This is a genomic window from Streptococcus sanguinis (assembly GCF_019929225.1).
Classification (GTDB): Bacteria; Bacillota; Bacilli; order Lactobacillales; family Streptococcaceae; genus Streptococcus; species Streptococcus sanguinis_J.
Map to the genome: position 1 here is coordinate 486,630 of NZ_JAHZPA010000001.1, position 18,722 is coordinate 505,351.

General features: G+C 40.6%; 19 protein-coding genes. 14 read left to right on the forward strand and 5 right to left on the reverse strand.

Going from position 1 to position 18,722, the window contains the following annotated elements; translation table 11 throughout:
* Positions 1-9: 9 nt before the first annotated feature.
* Positions 10-822, forward strand: a complete 813-nt coding sequence (locus tag K1I80_RS02470) for an alpha/beta fold hydrolase (protein ID WP_223313006.1) — start codon at positions 10-12, stop codon at positions 820-822.
* Here the strand turns inward: K1I80_RS02470 and K1I80_RS02475 are convergent.
* Complete coding sequence (locus tag K1I80_RS02475) at positions 806-1,438, reverse strand: VOC family protein (protein WP_223313005.1); 633 nt, start codon at positions 1,436-1,438, stop codon at positions 806-808. The two genes, K1I80_RS02470 and K1I80_RS02475, sit on opposite strands and share 17 nt — an antisense overlap.
* 147 nt (positions 1,439-1,585) lie before the next feature.
* Positions 1,586-2,044, reverse strand: a complete 459-nt coding sequence (locus tag K1I80_RS02480; RefSeq protein ID WP_002906422.1) for a hypothetical protein — start codon at positions 2,042-2,044, stop codon at positions 1,586-1,588.
* A 198-nt stretch (positions 2,045-2,242) separates the two neighbouring features.
* On the opposite strand from K1I80_RS02480, the gene rimM reads away from it, so the two are divergent.
* From rimM to K1I80_RS02495, 3 genes are all read left to right on the forward strand, one after another.
* Complete coding sequence (rimM, locus tag K1I80_RS02485; RefSeq protein ID WP_223313004.1) at positions 2,243-2,761, forward strand: ribosome maturation factor RimM; 519 nt, start codon at positions 2,243-2,245, stop codon at positions 2,759-2,761.
* Entirely contained in the window at positions 2,751-3,473 is a 723-nt protein-coding gene (trmD, locus tag K1I80_RS02490; RefSeq protein ID WP_223313003.1) for a tRNA (guanosine(37)-N1)-methyltransferase TrmD, read from the forward strand. The genes rimM and trmD overlap by 11 nt, the downstream gene beginning before the upstream one ends.
* A 190-nt stretch (positions 3,474-3,663) precedes the next feature.
* On the forward strand, positions 3,664-6,225 hold the full coding sequence (locus tag K1I80_RS02495; protein ID WP_223313002.1) for a CAP domain-containing protein: 2,562 nt from the start codon (positions 3,664-3,666) through the stop codon (positions 6,223-6,225).
* Positions 6,226-6,388: 163 nt separating this feature from the next.
* Here K1I80_RS02495 and K1I80_RS02500 read toward each other — a convergent pair whose 3' ends face one another.
* The 3 genes from K1I80_RS02500 to K1I80_RS02510 all read right to left on the reverse strand — a co-directional run bounded on the left by K1I80_RS02500 (position 6,389) and on the right by K1I80_RS02510 (position 9,921).
* On the reverse strand, positions 6,389-7,225 hold the full coding sequence (locus tag K1I80_RS02500) for a sugar ABC transporter permease (RefSeq protein ID WP_002895328.1): 837 nt from the start codon (positions 7,223-7,225) through the stop codon (positions 6,389-6,391).
* A complete protein-coding gene (locus tag K1I80_RS02505) occupies positions 7,225-8,583 on the reverse strand; it encodes a carbohydrate ABC transporter permease (protein ID WP_223313001.1) in 1,359 nt (452 codons plus the stop codon). The genes K1I80_RS02500 and K1I80_RS02505 overlap by 1 nt, the downstream gene beginning before the upstream one ends.
* An 81-nt stretch (positions 8,584-8,664) precedes the next feature.
* Complete coding sequence (locus tag K1I80_RS02510) at positions 8,665-9,921, reverse strand: extracellular solute-binding protein (protein ID WP_002895331.1); 1,257 nt, start codon at positions 9,919-9,921, stop codon at positions 8,665-8,667.
* Positions 9,922-10,285: 364 nt separating this feature from the next.
* Between K1I80_RS02510 and uvrC the strand changes: the two genes are divergently transcribed.
* The 10 genes from uvrC to K1I80_RS02560 all read left to right on the forward strand — a co-directional run bounded on the left by uvrC (position 10,286) and on the right by K1I80_RS02560 (position 18,612).
* The gene (uvrC, locus tag K1I80_RS02515; protein ID WP_223313000.1) at positions 10,286-12,121 is read left to right on the forward strand and encodes an excinuclease ABC subunit UvrC; all 1,836 of its coding nucleotides are present in this window, start codon (positions 10,286-10,288) and stop codon (positions 12,119-12,121) included.
* 127 nt (positions 12,122-12,248) lie between these two features.
* Positions 12,249-12,680, forward strand: a complete 432-nt coding sequence (locus tag K1I80_RS02520) for a hypothetical protein (protein ID WP_002895337.1) — start codon at positions 12,249-12,251, stop codon at positions 12,678-12,680.
* Entirely contained in the window at positions 12,681-13,016 is a 336-nt protein-coding gene (locus tag K1I80_RS02525; RefSeq protein ID WP_002895338.1) for a hypothetical protein, read from the forward strand.
* Complete coding sequence (locus K1I80_RS02530; protein WP_002897454.1) at positions 13,013-13,708, forward strand: hypothetical protein; 696 nt, start codon at positions 13,013-13,015, stop codon at positions 13,706-13,708. The genes K1I80_RS02525 and K1I80_RS02530 overlap by 4 nt, the downstream gene beginning before the upstream one ends.
* The gene (locus tag K1I80_RS02535; RefSeq protein ID WP_002895341.1) at positions 13,684-14,163 is read left to right on the forward strand and encodes a hypothetical protein; all 480 of its coding nucleotides are present in this window, start codon (positions 13,684-13,686) and stop codon (positions 14,161-14,163) included. The genes K1I80_RS02530 and K1I80_RS02535 overlap by 25 nt, the downstream gene beginning before the upstream one ends.
* Positions 14,160-16,307 (forward strand): hypothetical protein, encoded by a 2,148-nt coding sequence (locus tag K1I80_RS02540; RefSeq protein ID WP_223312999.1) that lies wholly within the window; start codon positions 14,160-14,162, stop codon positions 16,305-16,307. Before K1I80_RS02535 ends, K1I80_RS02540 begins: the two co-directional genes overlap by 4 nt.
* A 13-nt stretch (positions 16,308-16,320) precedes the next feature.
* Complete coding sequence (locus K1I80_RS02545; RefSeq protein WP_223312998.1) at positions 16,321-16,803, forward strand: Imm6 family immunity protein; 483 nt, start codon at positions 16,321-16,323, stop codon at positions 16,801-16,803.
* 10 nt (positions 16,804-16,813) lie between these two features.
* Complete coding sequence (locus K1I80_RS02550) at positions 16,814-17,299, forward strand: Imm6 family immunity protein (RefSeq protein WP_223312997.1); 486 nt, start codon at positions 16,814-16,816, stop codon at positions 17,297-17,299.
* 289 nt (positions 17,300-17,588) lie between these two features.
* Entirely contained in the window at positions 17,589-18,065 is a 477-nt protein-coding gene (locus K1I80_RS02555; protein WP_223312996.1) for a hypothetical protein, read from the forward strand.
* 13 nt (positions 18,066-18,078) lie between these two features.
* Positions 18,079-18,612: a T6SS immunity protein Tdi1 domain-containing protein gene (locus K1I80_RS02560; protein ID WP_223312995.1), complete on the forward strand. Its 534-nt coding sequence runs from the start codon at positions 18,079-18,081 to the stop codon at positions 18,610-18,612.
* Positions 18,613-18,722: the final 110 nt, after the last annotated feature.

Genomic DNA, 18,722 nt, shown 5'->3' on the forward strand with positions numbered 1-18,722 from the left:
GGTAATAGGATGGATCATATCGAAAGAACTGATGGTAGGGTATCCTATCGGATAGAAGGGCGAGGTCACAAAGAAACGCTTGTGCTCCTGCATGGTCTGAGTGCTGACTCGGGCATGTTTCAGCCTCAGATAGATTTTTTTAAGGATCGCTATCAGGTTATTGCGCCTGACCTACGTGGAAATGGGCAATCAAGCCAGCTGAATTGTCAGGTGGATCAGGTTCTAGATATACAGGCTGCAGATGTGCTGGCGATTTTGAAAAAAGAAAGCATCAGCGAAGCCGTTATCGGAGGTACTTCCTATGGCGGTATCTTAACCATGCACCTCATGACTCAAAATCCGCAAATCTTTAAGGGAGCTATCTTGTGCGATACTTTTTGTACGACGGATTTGTCACCAATGATGAACTCTCTGGCTCAACTTACGGCTCCTTTGGTGAAATACTCATGGTTTATGAAGCTATCAACCTTGCCAATTTATAAACGATGGCCTTTAGCTCGCTCCTATTTTGTTGATTTATTCGACCGGATGCGACTTGAGGAGTCTGTTTTGCAGCGCAGGGCAATTGAAGCTATTGATTATCGTGCCGCCTTGGATAAGTGCAAGATTCCTACACTTTTGCTGGCGGGGGATTTTTCAGGAAAATTAGTCCAAATGATGAAAACAACTAAGGAACATCTTAGTCATGCTCAAGATCTTGTCATTGCTGATTCGTTTGATCCGTCGAATCTATGCCAACCAGCCAAGTTTAATGCTTTGGTGGAGGACTTTGCTGAGCAGATTTTTGAGAGAACGCCTGACACCTCTAATCCTGTCGATTGAAAATAACCTCTACGATGCCATTTTCGTTTTCGTCTTCAAGAATCTCAAGAGTCTGGTCTTGAAGCAGCTCTTTTAGTATCTTAGCCTGAGCTGAGGAAATCTTAAATACAATTTTCTTAATTCTCTTGATGCCATTTGGGTGGGTGAAGTTCTGAGGTTTGGGGTCAATGCTGAAATAAGTCATAAGAAAAGTAAAGCTTGTTCCGTGTGGAAAGAAGCAGCGATATCTTAGCTCGCGATTTTTAGTATCTATCCGTTTGAGATTGTTGAGAAGCAAGCCCTTGATGCCTCTCTTAGCAAGAAATTTAACTTCCTCATCCAAGTCGCCAGAATCTTTTTCAATACACAGTCCCTGCCAGCCTTCCTCACATTCATCCCAGTAGAAAAAGCGCTCCAGATTTTTAGGTCTGCCAAATAGTTTAGCTATGATTTTGGCTATTACAGGAATACCTGTATTTTCCTGGAGCTCAATATAGGGGCCTTGACTAAAGTATATCAAGGCGTTGTTTGGTTTTTCCCTTCTGCCGTATTCGACGACAAGACCCTTTGCTTCCCATTCCTTGACCGCTTCCTGTAAGTTTTTTACCTTGTAAATCAGATGGCCGCTTCTCATCATAGTAGCCCCTCCCTTTCGCATTCTGCCTTTACCTTAGCATAGATTTTTAGGAAAAACAAGATTTACAGTAATATGATACATTTTTAGGAATAGAAAATGACCGAGATAGAAACTCGGCCAATGAGTAAGCGTTGTTTTAGGAATTTATCACCCTAGTATTTCAGCAATAGCATCTCGAATTTCCTGAACGGTTGCGGATTTGCTATGGTCACTGGTATCAAACTCAATGTATTTGCCATCAGCATCAACAGTTCCACCTACAGGCCCTTCGGATCCGTCCACAGATGTTCCGATGGCTGGTGGCAAACTTTTATCCGCATCATCAGTATCAATAACTATGATGCGAGTATTGGACTCGAGATCATCTATCATTGGAAGAGACGATGCGGAGGTCATGTTCTGACTAGCATAGTATTCTAGAAAAGCCTTGATGGTTCGATTGTCAATTTGAGCAATTTTTTCATCAAGGGCTGAGAGATTTCTAGTTTCCCTCGTTTCATTTTCCATTGCTTGGCCTTTTTTGACCTGTGTCAAAGCAGTCAGACTGGCGGCTGTTGTGGCTAGAATAGCAGTAGAGAGCAGGAGTTTACTTAACTTTTTTCCCATAGTCGTCACCAACTTCTTTCTAGTTTTGCGTAAACACACTTGAGTGTTTATAGTGTTGTAGCTCTATATGTATAATTATACGTTAAACAGCAATTTTAATCAAATAAATATAGGCAAGGGAAATCCCTCTTATCTCCCTTGTACATTCCCCTATATCATGATAAAATACTAGGCAGAGTATAATATGTTGGAGTCGAGATGGATTATTTTAATGTTGGAAAAATTGTCAATACCCAAGGTTTGCAAGGTGAGATGCGGGTTTTGTCAGTGACGGATTTTGCAGAAGAGCGTTTTAAAAAAGGTAATACCCTCGCCCTGTTTGACAAGAAGGATCAGTTTGTCATGGATGTGGAGATTGCTAGTCATCGTAAGGTCAAGAACTTTGATATTATCAAGTTTAAGGGCATGTACCATATCAATGACATTGAGAAGTTTCGTGATTTTACTCTGAAAGTCCGAGAAGAAGATTTGACGGACTTGGAAGACGGGGAATTTTACTACCATGAAATCATCGGCCTTGAAGTCTATGAAAATGATATTCTTCTTGGTAGGATTAAGGAAATTCTGCAACCAGGAGCCAATGACGTCTGGGTGGTCAAGCGTAAAGGCAAGCGCGACTTGCTGCTGCCTTATATTCCGCCAGTGGTGCTGGGGATTGACGTTGAGCAAGGTCGGGTTGATGTAGAGATACCGGAAGGACTGGACGATGAAAATTGATATTTTGACGCTCTTTCCGGAGATGTTTGCGCCCTTGGAGCACTCTATCGTCGGTAAAGCTCGGGAAAAAGGCCTCTTAGAAATCAACTATCATAATTTCCGAGAAAATGCAGAAAAATCTCGTCATGTAGATGACGAGCCATACGGCGGAGGTCAGGGTATGCTGCTACGGGCTCAACCTATTTTTGATGCCTATGATGCCATTGAAAAGAAGCAACCGCGCGTGATTTTGCTGGATCCTGCTGGTCGGACATTTGACCAAGCCTATGCTGAGGAGCTGGCTAAGGAAGAGGAACTCATTTTCATCTGTGGCCATTACGAAGGCTATGATGAGCGGATCAAGACTTTAGTGACTGACGAGATTTCACTTGGTGATTATGTCCTTACTGGAGGAGAATTAGCAGCTATGACTATGATTGATGCGACCGTTCGCCTGATACCAGAGGTTATCGGCAAGGAAGCCAGTCATACAGATGACAGTTTTTCGTCTGGGCTCTTGGAGTATCCTCAGTACACTCGGCCCTATGAATATCGGGGGATGGTCGTTCCGGAAGTCCTCATGAGTGGCCATCATGAAAACATCCGCAAGTGGCGTCTCTATGAAAGTCTGAAAAAGACCTATCTAAGACGACCTGATTTGTTGGAACACTATGAAATGACGGCCGAAGAAGAAGCGATGTTAGAAGAAATTCGACAAGCTCAATCGGACTGACAAACAAGGTTAACTCTTAGAAAGGATCTAGGAGTTTTTGCTTTATTTGATAAAGAAATGCTCATTTTTGTTGGAAAAACCAGCTTATTTTTCTAATATAACATTTTTGTAACTAAAATGTAATAAAAAAACTATTAAAACTATACGTTTGCTACTAGTTAATACTAGCGTTTTGTGATAGTATATTACTATGTGGGCTGCTATACCCAGGTTAATTATAGTATGCGAGATTATAAAAAGGAGATTGATTATGGAAAAGAAAATAGGCAAGTCTGTTGTAGCGACTGGTATCGCGGCTACAACTATTATTTCTGGTGGACTGACCCATCAAGTGCACGCGGATGAGTTGGTTGAATCAACTGTAACAGCTCCAAAAGCGACTGAAGTAACTGAGAAACCAGTGACAGCAGCAGATGTAGCTGTTGCCCAAGAAAATGCTGAAGCAGCCAAAGCTAAACTTGATGAGCAAAGATCGATAGTAGATACTGCGAAAACAGAAGCTGAAGATGCAAAAACTAGCGTGAAAGTGGCTGAAGCCGCTGTTGAGACTGCTAAAGAAATACAGGCAGAAGCAACAGAAGAAAATGTTGCTAAGGCGGAGACAGAAGCAAAAACAGCAGAGCAAGAGGTTAGCGCGAAAGACGTTGCTGTTCGAGAAGCAGCGGCTAAAGCTACCAAGGCAGACCAAGCTGTTAAAGATCAAGCAAATACTGTTAAGGCGAGTCAATCTCTGGTAGATGTTGCAGAGACTGAATTGAAACAAGCTAAAACACCACTTAACTCAGAAGAGCAAGCTGTAGCAACTGCTAAGAGTCAGCAAAGTCAAGCACAGACTGCTTTAGACAATGCAAAGGCTGAACTGACAAAGGCAGAGCAAGCAGCGTCTTCTGCTCCACAAGTGCAGGCTGAAATCCAGAATAAAATCAATCAGGCAAAGGAATCTTTGGGTCAAACCAATCAAGCTATTAACTCTCTTGAAAGACAGATTCCGGCTGCTGAGAAAGCAGCAGCAACAGCTCCTGTTGACCTTCGCAATACGACTTATTCTCAATTTTTAGAAAATGTTCGTAACAATGCGGCTAATCAAGAAATTCGTGATGCTGCCAATAATGCTCTTGCAGTTTATCAACGCGGACAAAATGAATTTGGTATCTCAGTTAATTCTGACCCAACCAGTCCAGCTAATCTAGAAAATAACCTGCAAGCTTTAGAGTTGGTTAAGGCGATTAATGCTTACCGTCGTAATGCCGGCTTACAAGAGTTGTTGGTTGATCCGTATGCGAATGTGGCTAGCCAGATTCAGACTATCTACTTTGAGCGCAATAACTGGCATATGGGTAAGCTGATTGGTAATGAGAATGTGGCGATTAGTTTTGACCCGCAAGGGGCTGTCAATTTCTGGCACAAAGAAAAAGAAAAGTATCAAGAGATTGCGGCGCAATATGGACTGCCTACTGATGAAACTCAGATTGATGCTAATGCTATCTATATGAGAGTTGGAGCGGGTGTATTTGCTCAGATTGGCCACTATGTTCAGATGATGGACAATAAAGCCAATGCTATCTCAGCAGCTTATGATAAACATCCAAATCAATGGGGCACTCCTCATGGTACATCCGAGGTTGGTTTCCATCATATTAGCAACTTTAACCAACGTGTTAATAACGGTACGTTGCTGACTGTTGCGGCTATGGAGCAGTTGTTGCGTGCTGGTGGCGGTCGTTCTGCAGGTTCTAACGCAAATGTTACAGCACTTAAGAATCAATTAGCTGAACTCAAGGCTCAAAAAGTAGGTCAGGAATCAGCTATTAATATCCTAAATGCTCAATTAGCTGATGCTCAAAAGACAGCGGCAGCTCAAATTGCAGCAGTTGAAGCAGCTCGTCAGAAGGTAGCAACTGCTGAAAATAATCTAGCTTTGACCAAGCAAAATGTTGCTCTTAAGCAGGAAGCTCTCGACAGAGCGACAGCTAAGATTGCAGCAAGCTTGGCTCCTTACCAAACTAACTTGAACAATGCTCAGGCAGTTCTAGCAGCAGCTAAAGATAAGTTGGTAGAACTTCAGTCGGCTCAAGAAGCTGCGAAAGCTAATTTGACAACTGCTCAAGAGGACTTCATGGCTGCTCAAAAGACATTAGCAGCAGCTAAAAAGAAAGTTATTGACCTTCAGAATGCTCCTCAGTTACTTGCAGAAGCAGAGCGGGAGTTGGCAGAAGCGCAGCTTGATTATGAAGCTAAACAAGCAATCTTAAATCAAGAGACTGCAACTTTAGCTGTTCTTGAGGAATCCTACAACAGTCTTCAAGCGAATTATGAAACTCTCTTGAATATCTTGAATCAAGCAGCTCTCCTGTATGGAAATGCTCTGAATAGTAACTATCGCTCAGGTGAAGATAAACAGACTCTAACTGCTGTAAAAGGCGGAGCTGCTGGTCCAGGTGCAGAGGATGAATCTAAGAAAGATTCAGATGCTAAGACTGCAGAAGTTCATGCGAACACTCGTGAAGTCAAAGGAGCAACTACAGGTGCTGTTCAAGCGGCAGGTAGTGACGTATTCACTGATTTTGTTGTAAATCCTGCTGCTCAACTTGCTAGCGTGGCTACAACTGCTGATAAGGCTCCAACAGTTCCTGCTATTCTGCCAAATACTGGTTCAGAAGCAGAACGTCTTGCAATTTTTGGTATGGCACTTGGTGCAGCAGCCTTTTTGGGAACGAACAAGCGCCGTCGCAGAGACGAAGATTATAATTAATGAAATACAAAATGAGACTGGAATAATTTCCAGACTCATTTTTTTGTCCAAGCTAATAAGCAATCTCATATGAAAGGGATGAGGAGTTAAGTTCCACATTTTCTAAGAAAGATAAAAACTTCCGATTTATATTGTCGGAAGTTTTTGATATACATATTAGAGTCTATTTGACCGCTCCGCCTGTAACACCTTCTACGTAGTATTTCTGCATGAAGATGAAGAGAAGAGTGATTGGGATAGCGATGATAATCGCTCCAGATGTGAAAGGTAAGAACCATTTATTGATGGCATCTTTATTAAGCATTTGGAAAAGTCCCAAAGCCACTGTGTATTTTTCCTTGACATCGCCTAGGATGACAGAGGCAAAGATGAAGTCGACCCATGGTCCCATGAAAGCCATTAGCGCTGTATAAACGATAATCGGTTTTGACAGCGGTAATGTAATAGTCCGGAAAATTTGGAAGCGAGTCGCTCCGTCGATCATAGCGGATTCGTCCAAAGAATATGGAATGGTATCAAAGAAACCTTTGGCTATATAGAAGCCTAAAGCTGCCCCAGCCGAATAAACCAGAATCAATGAAGTCAGGGTTTGTGTCAAATTGAGTGCTTTCAAGATGTAGTAAACCGCAATCATAGACATGAAGCCTGGGAACATGTTAAGTACCAGAGCCAGCTTGAGGAAACGGTTTTTATGCTTGAATTTGATACGGCTGAGTGAGTAAGCCATACCCACGGTAATCAAAGTAGACAGGATACAGGTCGCTGTCGCAACAATCAGGGTATTCATAAACCACTGAACAAAAGGATAAGTGTTGTTATTAAACAGTCTAATATAGTTGTCAAGAGTATAAGTCTTAGGGAAGAAGTAAGGGACTGCATTAGATCCTTCACCACGGAAGCTGGTCAGAAAAATCCAGATAATTGGTGTAAGCCAGATGAATGCTAAAACAGCCAGTAAGACATAAATCCCTAATAAACTGAGTTTTTTTCTATTTTTCATTATTTAGCAGTTCCTTCCTTGAATGATGCGGATCTAGTATAGGCTAAGAGACTGAAGGCTGCAGAGATTGCAAAGATCAGGATACCGATAACAGATGCCAGATTGTAGTCCTTGGCTGAAACGGTCAGTTTATAGAGCCAGGTAACCAAGAGGTCAGTTGAGCCTGCCTGATAGTAGGAAGAGTTAGTAGGGCCACCACCTGTCAGGAAGTAGATAACGTTGAAGTTGTTGATGTTCCCGATAAACTGCTGGATAAGTGATGGCGCCATAATCAAAAGAATTTGAGGGAAAGTAATGCTCTTGAAGATTTGAAGCTTGCTAGCTCCATCAATTTCAGCAGCCTCGATTTGCTCACTAGGCAGGTTCATGATAATCCCGGTCGCTACCAGCATGGTAAATGGAATACCAATCCACATATTGACAAGGATGATTGAGAACTTAGCCCAAACGGGATCACTCAGGAATGGAATTGGATTCTGGATGAGATGGAGGCTTTGCAATAGTCCGTTCAAAGGTCCATTGTCATTCAGGAAATTACGCATCAAGAGCAGGGATACGAATTGCGGTACAGCAATAGTGATAACGAAGAGTGTCCGCCAAACTTTCTTGTACTTGAGGCCTTTGGTATTGAGCAAGAGAGCTAAAACAATACCGAAGAAGAAAGTAGTGGCTGTCGCAGCAACCGCCCAAATCAAGGTCCAGCCTAAAAGTGGGAAGAAGGTGCTAGCCATGCGACCTGAGAAAACATCACCAAAGCTAGAGAAGCCAACCCAGTCAAAGAGTGACTTAGGAGCTGGATGCTTATGGTCAAAGTTAGTAAAGGCCAAACAGATCATATAGATCAGAGGCAAGATGGTAAAGAGCAGTACTCCGATAAGAGGAATACTCATTAGGCCCATGTGAAAGCGGCCGTCAGCAAGCGTCTTGAAGTCCTCAACGAAGTTAGGAATCTTCTGACCAGACTGCTTAAGAGCCATCAAGTGACGAGCACTTTTCAGGTTACACCAGTAGATGTAGGTGAAGACTGCACAGAAGATAAGAGAAGCAAGTCCAAAAATCAGCATCAGCATAGAGTTGTCACCAGCTACTTGAACGGTGATTTCCAAACCGTTAACTTTTTTGATAGCCTCTCCCTGCTCTTGAGTCCCCAATGTAATCATGCCGCCAATAGCTGGTATGATTTGAACTGCAAAAGCAATCAGGAAAGCAATTTCTGAGAAGAGGAAGAGCAGCCCCTTGATAAATTGTTTGTTTACAAGGTTGCTCAGTCCCATTACCAGAAAAGAGAGTTTGACATCCCAGGTTCCTTCTTTAAAGACCTGAACCATGGATGCATTGTCATAGGATGACTGAGTCATAGTATTCTCCTTATATTTACAAAGAAAGAAGTGAGGAGGCTGCCCTCCTCACTTCAATGCTTATTTTTATTCGTTTGAGGATTATTTAGCTGCTGCTAAATCTTTATCAAACTGTTGTAATTTTGCGAGGTATTGATCTTCACCAAATTTACCGTTGTAAGCATCGCTGAGGATTGCAGCACTTTCAGTCCAGAAGACAGACATTTGGCTAAGTTTAGGCATAACTGTTGTGTAGGTATCAGAAGATCCCATTGTAATAACAGCTTGTGCCAAGGCATCTTTCTTCACATCTTCAGACTCTTGTACTTCTTTGTTAGCAGGGATGATGTGACGTCCTTCAAACTTAAATTGGTTTTCTTGGCTTTCTTTGCTAGTAAGTGCTTGAGCCAGTTTGTAGCTTGCTGCGATACGGTCAGTGTCGCCGTTTGATGGTGTTTGGTTAACTGCATAAAGTTTTACACCGAGGAAGGCTTTTTGTTGAACGTCTTGTCCACCAATGTTAACTGTTGGGTAAACAGAGATACCAAGGTTATCTTTGCCGACAGCTTTTTCAGCAGCTGCGTAGTCCCATGGGCCTGATTGGAAAGCGTCAACTGAACCATCTTCAAATTTAGCAAGAAGGTTAGAAGCATCTACGTTTACAAAACCGCTGTTATTCTTTTGAGCTGCGATGAACTTCAGAACGTTCACACCGGCCTCGTTACCCCAGTTTGTTCCGTCTACTTGCTCACCATCTTTACCAAAGAGAGTGTCGCCAACAGAAAGGAAGAGTGGAGCAGTAGCGTAGGCATTAACTTCTTTCAAGTTTCCGCCGAATTTAGCTTTAGAAGTGATGGTTTCATAAGACTTAACATCGTCAGCAGAAAGTTTTGACTTGTTATAGTAGGTTACTTGTGACTCGATACCGAATGGGAAAGCATAAGTTTTACCTTTGTACTGAGCACCAATAGCTGCTTGTTCTGTATCGTTCTTCTTGATTTCTTCTGCCATATTAGAAGGAACTTCTTGGATAGCTCCAGCTTCAACTAATTTACCAAGTTGGTCATGTGGCAGAGAGAAAACATCGGCAGCAGTACTAGCATCTTTTGTCAGATTTTCCTGAGCGTTTGGATCTTCCATTTCGACTACGTCAACCTTGTAGCCTGATTCTTTCTCGAACTTGCTAACTGTATCAGAGTAAGAATCTTTAGCACCGGTTGGTACCCAAAGTTTCAAGGTCTTGCTATCGGCTTTAGAAGAAGAGCTCTCCTTGCTGCTATTCGAGCTACAAGCTGCTAACAGCGTTCCTGCAGCCAGCAAGCTGACACTGCCTAATACCACTTTTTTCCATGTTTTCATTCCTATTTCCTCCCGGAATTTTTATTTACAATTCTATTATGCAACCGTTTGCAATTTTTGTCAAGTCTTTTTTTGAAATTTTTTTAAAAATATATTAATTTTTCTAAAATTTTTCTATTTTATTTCTGTTTATATAATAAAAGCCTATTAAAATGGCTGTGCAATCGCTTGCTTGATTTTTACCTAGAAAACGCTTTATTGTGAAGAAAATCATGTTTCTTTTGAGATAGATTTTTGGTACATGCAAGAAGATATAAAGACAAGTTATAGTTCAGTATTACCAAAGAAAGGAATAAAACTTTTGATCTTCTAACATTCTAACGTCTTTCTGTTGTATGCTATTCTTTTCTGCTATAATAGACCTATGAATAAGCTAATCCAATCAAAGCTGGAACTGTTGCCGACCAGTCCCGGCTGTTACATTCACAAAGACAAAAACGGTACCATTATCTATGTCGGAAAAGCCAAGAATCTTCGTAATCGGGTTCGTTCTTATTTCCGTGGCAGTCATGACACCAAAACTGAGGCCCTGGTTTCTGAGATTGAGGATTTTGAGTTTATTGTCACCGAGTCTAACATTGAGGCTTTGCTTCTGGAGATTAATCTAATCAAGGAAAACAAGCCCAAGTACAATATCATGCTCAAGGACGATAAGTCCTATCCATTTATCAAGATTACCAACGAAACCTATCCGCGTCTCATCATCACGCGCCAAGTCAAAAAGGATGGCGGGCTTTATTTCGGACCTTATCCGGACGTCGGCGCGGCCAATGAAATCAAACGGCTTTTAGATCGGCTCTTTCCTTTCCGCAAGTGTACCAATCCACCTGAAAAGGTCTGCTTTTACTACCATCTGGGGCAGTGCAAGGCCCACACTATTTGCCAAGTCGACAGCCAGTATTTCAAGGAGCTGGCCCAGGAGGTAGCGGCCTTTCTCAAGGGGCAGGATGACCAGATTATTGAGGATTTACGGGGGAAAATGGCTGGCGCAGCGCAAGCTATGGAGTTTGAAAAAGCAGCTGAGTACCGCGACTTGATTCAGTCCATTGGTACGCTGCGAACTAAGCAGCGGGTTATGGCTAAGGATTTGCAAAATCGTGATGTCTTTGGCTACTATGTGGATAAGGGCTGGATGTGTGTACAGGTCTTCTTTGTCCGCCAGGGCAAGTTAATCGAACGTGACGTCAACCTTTTTCCCTATTACAATGATCCGGACGAGGATTTCTTGACCTATATTGGACAATTTTATCAGGAAAAATCCCACCTCAAGCCCAATGAAATTTTGATTCCAGCAGATATTGACGAAGAAGCTGTCCGAGCCATGGTGGATACCAAGGTGCTTAAGCCCCAGCGAGGCGAGAAGAAGCAGCTGGTCAATCTGGCTATCAAGAACGCCCGAGTCAGCCTCCAGCAGAAATTTGATCTCTTGGAAAAATCTATTGAAAAGACCCAAGGTGCTATTGAGAATCTAGGGCAGCTCCTTAACATTCCAACGCCTGTTCGCATCGAGTCTTTTGATAACTCCAATATCATGGGGACCAGTCCTGTATCGGCTATGGTAGTCTTTGTCAATGGTAAACCTAGCAAGAAGGATTATCGCAAATATAAGATCAAGACTGTCATAGGACCGGATGATTACGCCAGTATGCGTGAGGTCATAAAGCGGCGCTATAGTCGGGTGATTCGGGATGGACTGACTCCGCCTGATCTGATTGTCATTGATGGTGGACAGGGCCAAGTCAATGTCGCTAAAGAAGTTATTCAGGAGCAGTTGGGATTGGATATTCCCATCGCTGGACTGCAAAAAAATGACAAGCACCAGACTCATGAATTGCTTTTTGGTGACCCTCTGCAGGTTGTAGAATTATCCAGGAATTCGCAGGAATTTTTCCTGCTTCAACGTATTCAAGATGAAGTCCACCGCTTTGCTATTACCTTCCATCGCCAGCTCCGGTCTAAGAATTCCTTCTCATCACAGCTAGATGGCATTGAAGGCTTGGGACCAAAACGCAAGCAAAATCTCATGAAACACTTCAAATCTTTAACCAAGATTAAAGAAGCCAGTGTCGACCAAATCGTCGAAGTCGGCGTACCACGAGCTGTGGCAGAAGCAGTGCAGGAGAAGTTAAATCCGAAAACTCAGGAGCAGGAACAGGCACAGTTGCGAGAGGTGGCGGAGCCACAAATAGGTTTGGAGTAGATGGGATTTGTTAATCATTAAGTGATTAGAAAATAAAACAATATATCTGGTATAAAAAAATGTTAAAAGTGTAAAAGGAATAATAATTATGGTAAACTAGAGGCAGCAAAAGAATGCGAGGTGTAAAATGGCAAGCGATGCAGAATTAAAAAGTCAGTATTACAGTGTCAAAGCGGATCGAGACCGTTACCGGAGAGTACGTGATGGTATTTCCAGTCATCGGCTAGATTACAAACGTTCTACTTCAGATATGGAAGATTATATCAGCTATATTGAGAGTATTGTTAATACCATTGATGGTGAAAGTGGTTATTTTTACTTGGAGTCAGCTTCGAGCAAATTAAAAGAGCATAAGCAAGTCCTACAGGATTATGTAGACTTTGTGCAGAATTCTAATTCGTCCTTTATAAGCCTTTATAATGATGTTGTAGCCAAGATTAGCTCTTTAGAATCTCAGCTAGAAAGTATTAAAACAGAGTACAATAAAGGCAAGAAGCACTTCAATAGACTTGGTTTGGATGAGAATCCGCTTGATTTTTTTGGAGGAGGCATCTTTTAAATGGATACAAATATCAATAGCATTCAAGATAGATTTTCTCATGATACAATTCGTTATGATGATGGAGAACTAAGGAATATCATCTCTCAGCTTAAGACGCTCCATGATTTAATCAATACAACTATTCCTTCTCAGGTTAACACCTTGGCACAAAAGGATTCGCTCTGGTCGGGTGAGACTAAGGAGCAGTATTTGGGACTTAAGGATTTCATTGAACAGTATCAATCAGATTTTTCAGAAGCAATTGGAAAGCTTCATGAGGCTACTGATGGGTTAGAGACTCTCTTTTATCACATTGAAGATGCACAAGTACTGAAGGATATTGAAAGCAAATGATATTTACACTTGAATCTTTATATGCACTGCATATGCTGAATTATAATGGTTACTCTGAGGATTTGTTTCTACTTCCTCTTCCAGAACTTACCGATGAGGAGAAGCCTGTGCAGCTCAAGCAGATACTGGAAAAGGGGTTTTCTGACCTCCAGTCTATGGGGCTTATTGATGAAAATAGTGAGCCAACAACAGCCTGCATGGCCAAAGCTGTCTATCTTCAAAAGTACCAAGAAGCTTATTCTCACTGCGAAGTAGATGATAAGTATTTTTGTGCTCAGTTAGTAGACTCCAATCGTTGGTATCATATCGTCATTGAAAAAGTAGATAAAAACGCCTATAGATTGGATCGTATACATAGCTTCCAATTTTTAGGTACGGTTATAAAGGAGCATCTTTTCTTGAGTGAGAAGATACCAGAACGAGATCCCAACCCAGCAGCTGCGGAATGGAGAACCTATTCTGAAGAGAGATTGATTATCTACTATCGTAAAGCGCCTGCTTTGAGAATTACGTCATACTCAGGACAAAATAAATCCAGAGATTATCTTTATCTGAATGCGCCTTCGGCTATCTATCAGTATGATGTTCTTGAGCAGAGAATCCGCTCTATCAGTACTGACGAGTTAAAGAAAGAAATCATCAACCAGTTGAAAGTGAGGATACAGCCATGCCAAAAATTAGTATTTCCTTAACAGAACAGGAGGAATTACTCTTAGCATCCCGTGAACTAGCAACAAGCTCTAGCCAGCTAACAACTCAATTGCAAGGTCTGATTGATAAAATTCCTGCTGTATGTAAAGAAGGATCTCTCCAATCTCGTCTGGGTGAACTTCCTCTCAATCATTTCACTGCAAAAGCGCAGACTTTTCAGGCGCTAACAGAGCTTCTTTTTCACCATATACAGGCAACCTACCGTGGCTTTATCGATACTGATAAACTTTTAGCAGCGGATATTGTCAATGCGGCCTTGGTAGATCCAAACCTAGATTCTGAAACTCGTCAAGCCTTAGAGCAGGATCCTCAGAAAGCTTTTGAGTTGACACGTGATGGTTTGAAAAAAGATCAAGCAGCGCCAGACTATAAGGGACCTAAATCAGAGGAAGCCATACTTTATAGTGGTCAGACTTCTCAGGGAGGTGCTTCATGACAGAGTACTATACAAATAAAAGTGACTTTGAACAAGGGAAGCGGATTGGTTGGTTTGAGGATAATGTCAGTCAGGTCAAGGACTTGCTCAAGGATATTTCGGAGACCGCTGAGATTGTCAAGAGTAACGATCTGTCCCACCTTTACATTGCCAAAGGAGGTGCGACCCTAGGCAAGGACATGCCAGAGAAGACCTTTGTTGATTCCGAGCACACTGTTTTGGATGTAATGGAGGAGATGAAGCGGGTGCATCGGGAGATTGTCCAAAACATTGAGAATAAGTACATAAGTGGCTTGGAAGATGCAATGGAGGCTCTGAATAAGATCAATGAAGGGAAGAATAAATATAAGTCTGAGCATTTAACTTATGAGGAAACATACACCTATCAGACAACTTATCAGACAGGCTATGGCATACAGACAGCTAAAGGCAAACGTAAAGCCTATTACAGCCTGTCCGATATCTTGAACAGCGATAAGAGCCCTATCTCATCTGCTGCAGCTAAATATCAGGATAAGCTCAAGGTTGCCAAAGAAAACCTTGCAAAGCTGGAAGCGGAAGACAAGGAGACCTATGATAAAATCAAAGACCTGTCTGAGAAAGAGCTAGTGGAGACCTTCTTCCCAACAGAACTAGGTGAATACAAACGTCTTAAATCTACTTGGTCAAAAGATAATGAATGGTGGCTGGGTTGGGTGGATATAGGCGTCAAGGTCGTTGGGACAGCAGCCTTGGTTGTCGGAACATTCGCATCTGGTGGAACTTTAGCTCCAGTAGCTTTGGCTTTAGGGACAACACTTCTAGGTGGAGAAGCAGCTTATCGCGCTATCTCCGGAGAAACCATTACAGGCGATGTCCTAACGAATGAGCAGAGAATATGGGCTGGTGCAGAAGCAGTTACTACTCTTGTATCGGGCGGTCTTGGTTCCTACCTGAAGGGAGCCAGTATTGCAGAGCGAACAGTCTCCCAAGGTGTGCTCAATGCGGATAAGGTTGCCCGTTTTGGAGCTAATGCCTACGATGTTGCCCAGTTTGGCCATGACTTTATCGAAGATCCGCAAATGGCTCTAACCAACTTAGCAACCAGTCAGTTAATCGGTAGAACGGTAGGGCATCTTGGCCAGCGCTTTCAGGCTTATCGAGCTAGTAAAGCAGCGGATGTTAATCTGGGAAGTGGAAAGGCAGCTTCCTATAAAGGTAGCATCCAGGAACGCTTGAGCAATACTTGGACAGATGTCAAGACTAAGGCGGGAAATGTCCGAGCCCAAGCTAGCCAGAGTTGGGATGATTTCAAAACGAAGGCGAATAATACGAAAAATCGAGCCTTGGCTTCTGGAGCGGAGAAGGTATCTGAAAAGCTTGATAATCTCAATGCAGCGTGGGGAGCTCAAAAGCAAAACTTCCAGAGGAATCTGGCAGCTATGCAAGGAAATCTTGCGCCTGAGTTTCAGTTGGCAGGAGGTGCACCTGGCATTGGAGTCAACCCTAACTTCTCTGAAAGTATGGAAAACCTATCTCAAAAGATCCAGCAGTTTTCTGTCAAGCGCAGACAACAGATTCAGGATTTTGAGGGTGTTGGAGGAAGCAGTAAAGTTAGCACACCACATAGTGATGCTAGCAGTTTAGAAAACTCTAATTGGGGTTCTGATGCACTATCTGATTTACGTAAAAAATGGAATGTGCCTGAGACAGATACAATTGCAGTTGGGAAGACAGATATACCTGGACTTGAGGATAGAGTATTTGAGGGAGGATCTCCTAAAGTTCGAAAAGAAGCTGGCTTACCTGATTTAGATGATGCATTTCCAGATAGAGAGGTGAGAAGCTCAGGTAAGATTTCTTCAGCTACTAGACATGCTGAGGAGAATGTTGCAAATAATTTTATTGAGGCTATAAAAGAAGCAGAGTTAAATGCTGAAGATGTAACTGGGACACTTAAAATTCACCAGTCAAACCCTAAAGGTGTATGCCCAACTTGTTTAAGTGGTCTAGGAAATCCTGCAAAACCTTCTGGGGTTATTAAACAGTTGAGTGAAATGTTTCCAAAGCTTAGAATTGAAGTGACTTCAGAAATAGTTGAGGGAGTCAAAGTAAATGGACGGTTACAATTTGTAGTTGAGAATGGTCTGTATGTCGTAGATTAGAAAGGAAATAGAAATGGAATTAAGTCTTAATCTTTTACATTTTATGCAAAAATTAACGGATTCTCTAGAAAGGTATATAAAAAACCTAGACTATAAGGAATATGTACATAAAACATTAGAACTCACAAGTAAATCTATTGATAGAATTAGTGAGTCTGATCCAGACTTATTGTATAGTAGATTGGAAAACATTGATGAGGAAGATATTTTAACTTATTTTGAGTTAGATAAAGAGACCAATCCTGCTATTTGGAGTTGCATCGCGAATTTCCTTGCTTTAGTTAGTTACTACTCTTATGAAACTACTGGTGAAAAATATTTTCCTGAGACCATTGAGAGTGTGGATGAAGAAACACTAGAAGATTATTTTGATAATTATAAAAACCTAATCAATTCGTATAAAGAATTATCAAAATTGAACAACTCACTCCAGGATGAGAAGTATTTAAAAGATAAAGTTGTTGCCCATTATTTTAAATTTCTTTTCGAAGGATAAAGATAAGGATATGAGAGTAGTTGAACTTTGCTTTATGCTAACTTATTCAGAGGCAATTTTTGCTCAAATAAAAACACAATATAAAACTCAAATTCGAACTGCTTTAGATGAATGTTGGAGTTTTTTAGAAAACAAAAATAAGTCAGGTAAAGATCTTTATATTCTGTTAGATGATGGAACTGATTTTAATGGAATTTTTATCTACATGCAGTTAGATAATGATGAATCTAATATTCCTTTATGGGATAATATCAGCTATGCGATAGGTGCAACTGCTAAGGAGGCGTACTTATTTGAACAACAAACACAGTTACCTTCCGCCTTGGAAAATATAGATTCAAATTTATTAGACATATTTATTGAAAATTTAGAAGAAATAAACTCAAATTTATATAAATATGTTGGAGAGATAAAAGAATTTGTGGGGAATAATCACTCGTTTTCAAAAATTGCTGCTCTCAACGAATTGGGGAAATTGGGACTAATTGAATTGTAATGTGTCTTTTAAATATTTTGGAAATGATAATAATTTGTTAAGAAGAAATTGCTGAATTTGCAAGTCGTGAGCAAATGATTGTTAAGTTAGAGTTGGTAGATAGCTTTTTTAAAGCATGATGAATATAATTGATATACATAAAACGAAACCATCCAATTCAAATGGATGGTTTTCTCATTTTTCAAAAGTTTTTGTTATACTAGATTTCTATTGATTACACAATTATCTGGTTGTGATATAATATGTCCAAAGTACACCCTAGAATTACAATTTACTGAGGAATAAATAGATGAAATTAGATACTAGAGCTGAACAAGCTTTGCAAAATATAAATTTTGTAGAGAGATATGAAGCATTGTCCAATAAATTTAGTAGGGGTAGAACTCCTAAAGAGAAAGCTTTAGATTATTATGATGGTGATTTTTTAATGGAAATAATCAATTCATTCGGTTATGAAGTGAAATTTAATAAGAAAGAGTATTTTTTCTCGTTAAAAAAGGAAAAAAATGGTCAATATGAATTCGGTTTTAAATTTTCTTTGGAATATGGAATGGTTGAATTGATTTGGGACTTAAAAGATTCAAACCAAAAAGTGTTGCTAGGAACTAATTTGTTTACAATTATAAGATTACTAACTTCACCGGAAAATAAGATAATGGATCCCATTATTTCCGATTATGTAGATTTTCGGGATGTCATGAAAATCGCTTTTGAAATGTATGAAGATTTTAAGCAAGCATTTTTGAAGATTGCTGCGGAAGATTAATTTTTTAGAAGAGATGTTAAAAAATATTATTAAAGGGGCGGTCATGCCCCAAGAAATCATTGAGAAGTATAAGAATCAAGTTCCAGCAGAACTAGTTCAAATATGGAGAGAAGATGGTCTGGGGACTTTTTTAGACGGTTTCCTAAAGGTGATTAATCCAGATGAGTATCTTGAACTGGTTAGGGAGACATATTTCAGAGGGGATATTTCCATTCCAATTTTTGTGACAGGTTTTGGCGACATCATAACTTGGGAAGAAAACAAATATGTGGGAATTATTAAATACAAAAATGGCAGTTTTAATATCATGATAAAAAACTTTACTCATTTTTTGAAATTTATAGATAGTAATCATATTACAAAACATTTTGATCTACCGCTTTATCATGAAGCGATAGAGAAATATGGTCCTCTTGATTATTCCCAATGTTTTGGTTTTGTTTCTCTATTAGCTTTAGGTGGCTTTAAAGATGTAAAACATTTAAATAGGGTAAAGATTTATGAACATATTCTATTGATTGCTCAATTGGCTGGTAATATTGGTTGATATTTTGAAAATTGAGCTTATTTGCGAAGGAATGAAAAACTCCTCTGTGAAAAACTTCTGCAAACTCTTACAAAATATGATAAAATGAAGCTAGTATATTTAGAAAAGGA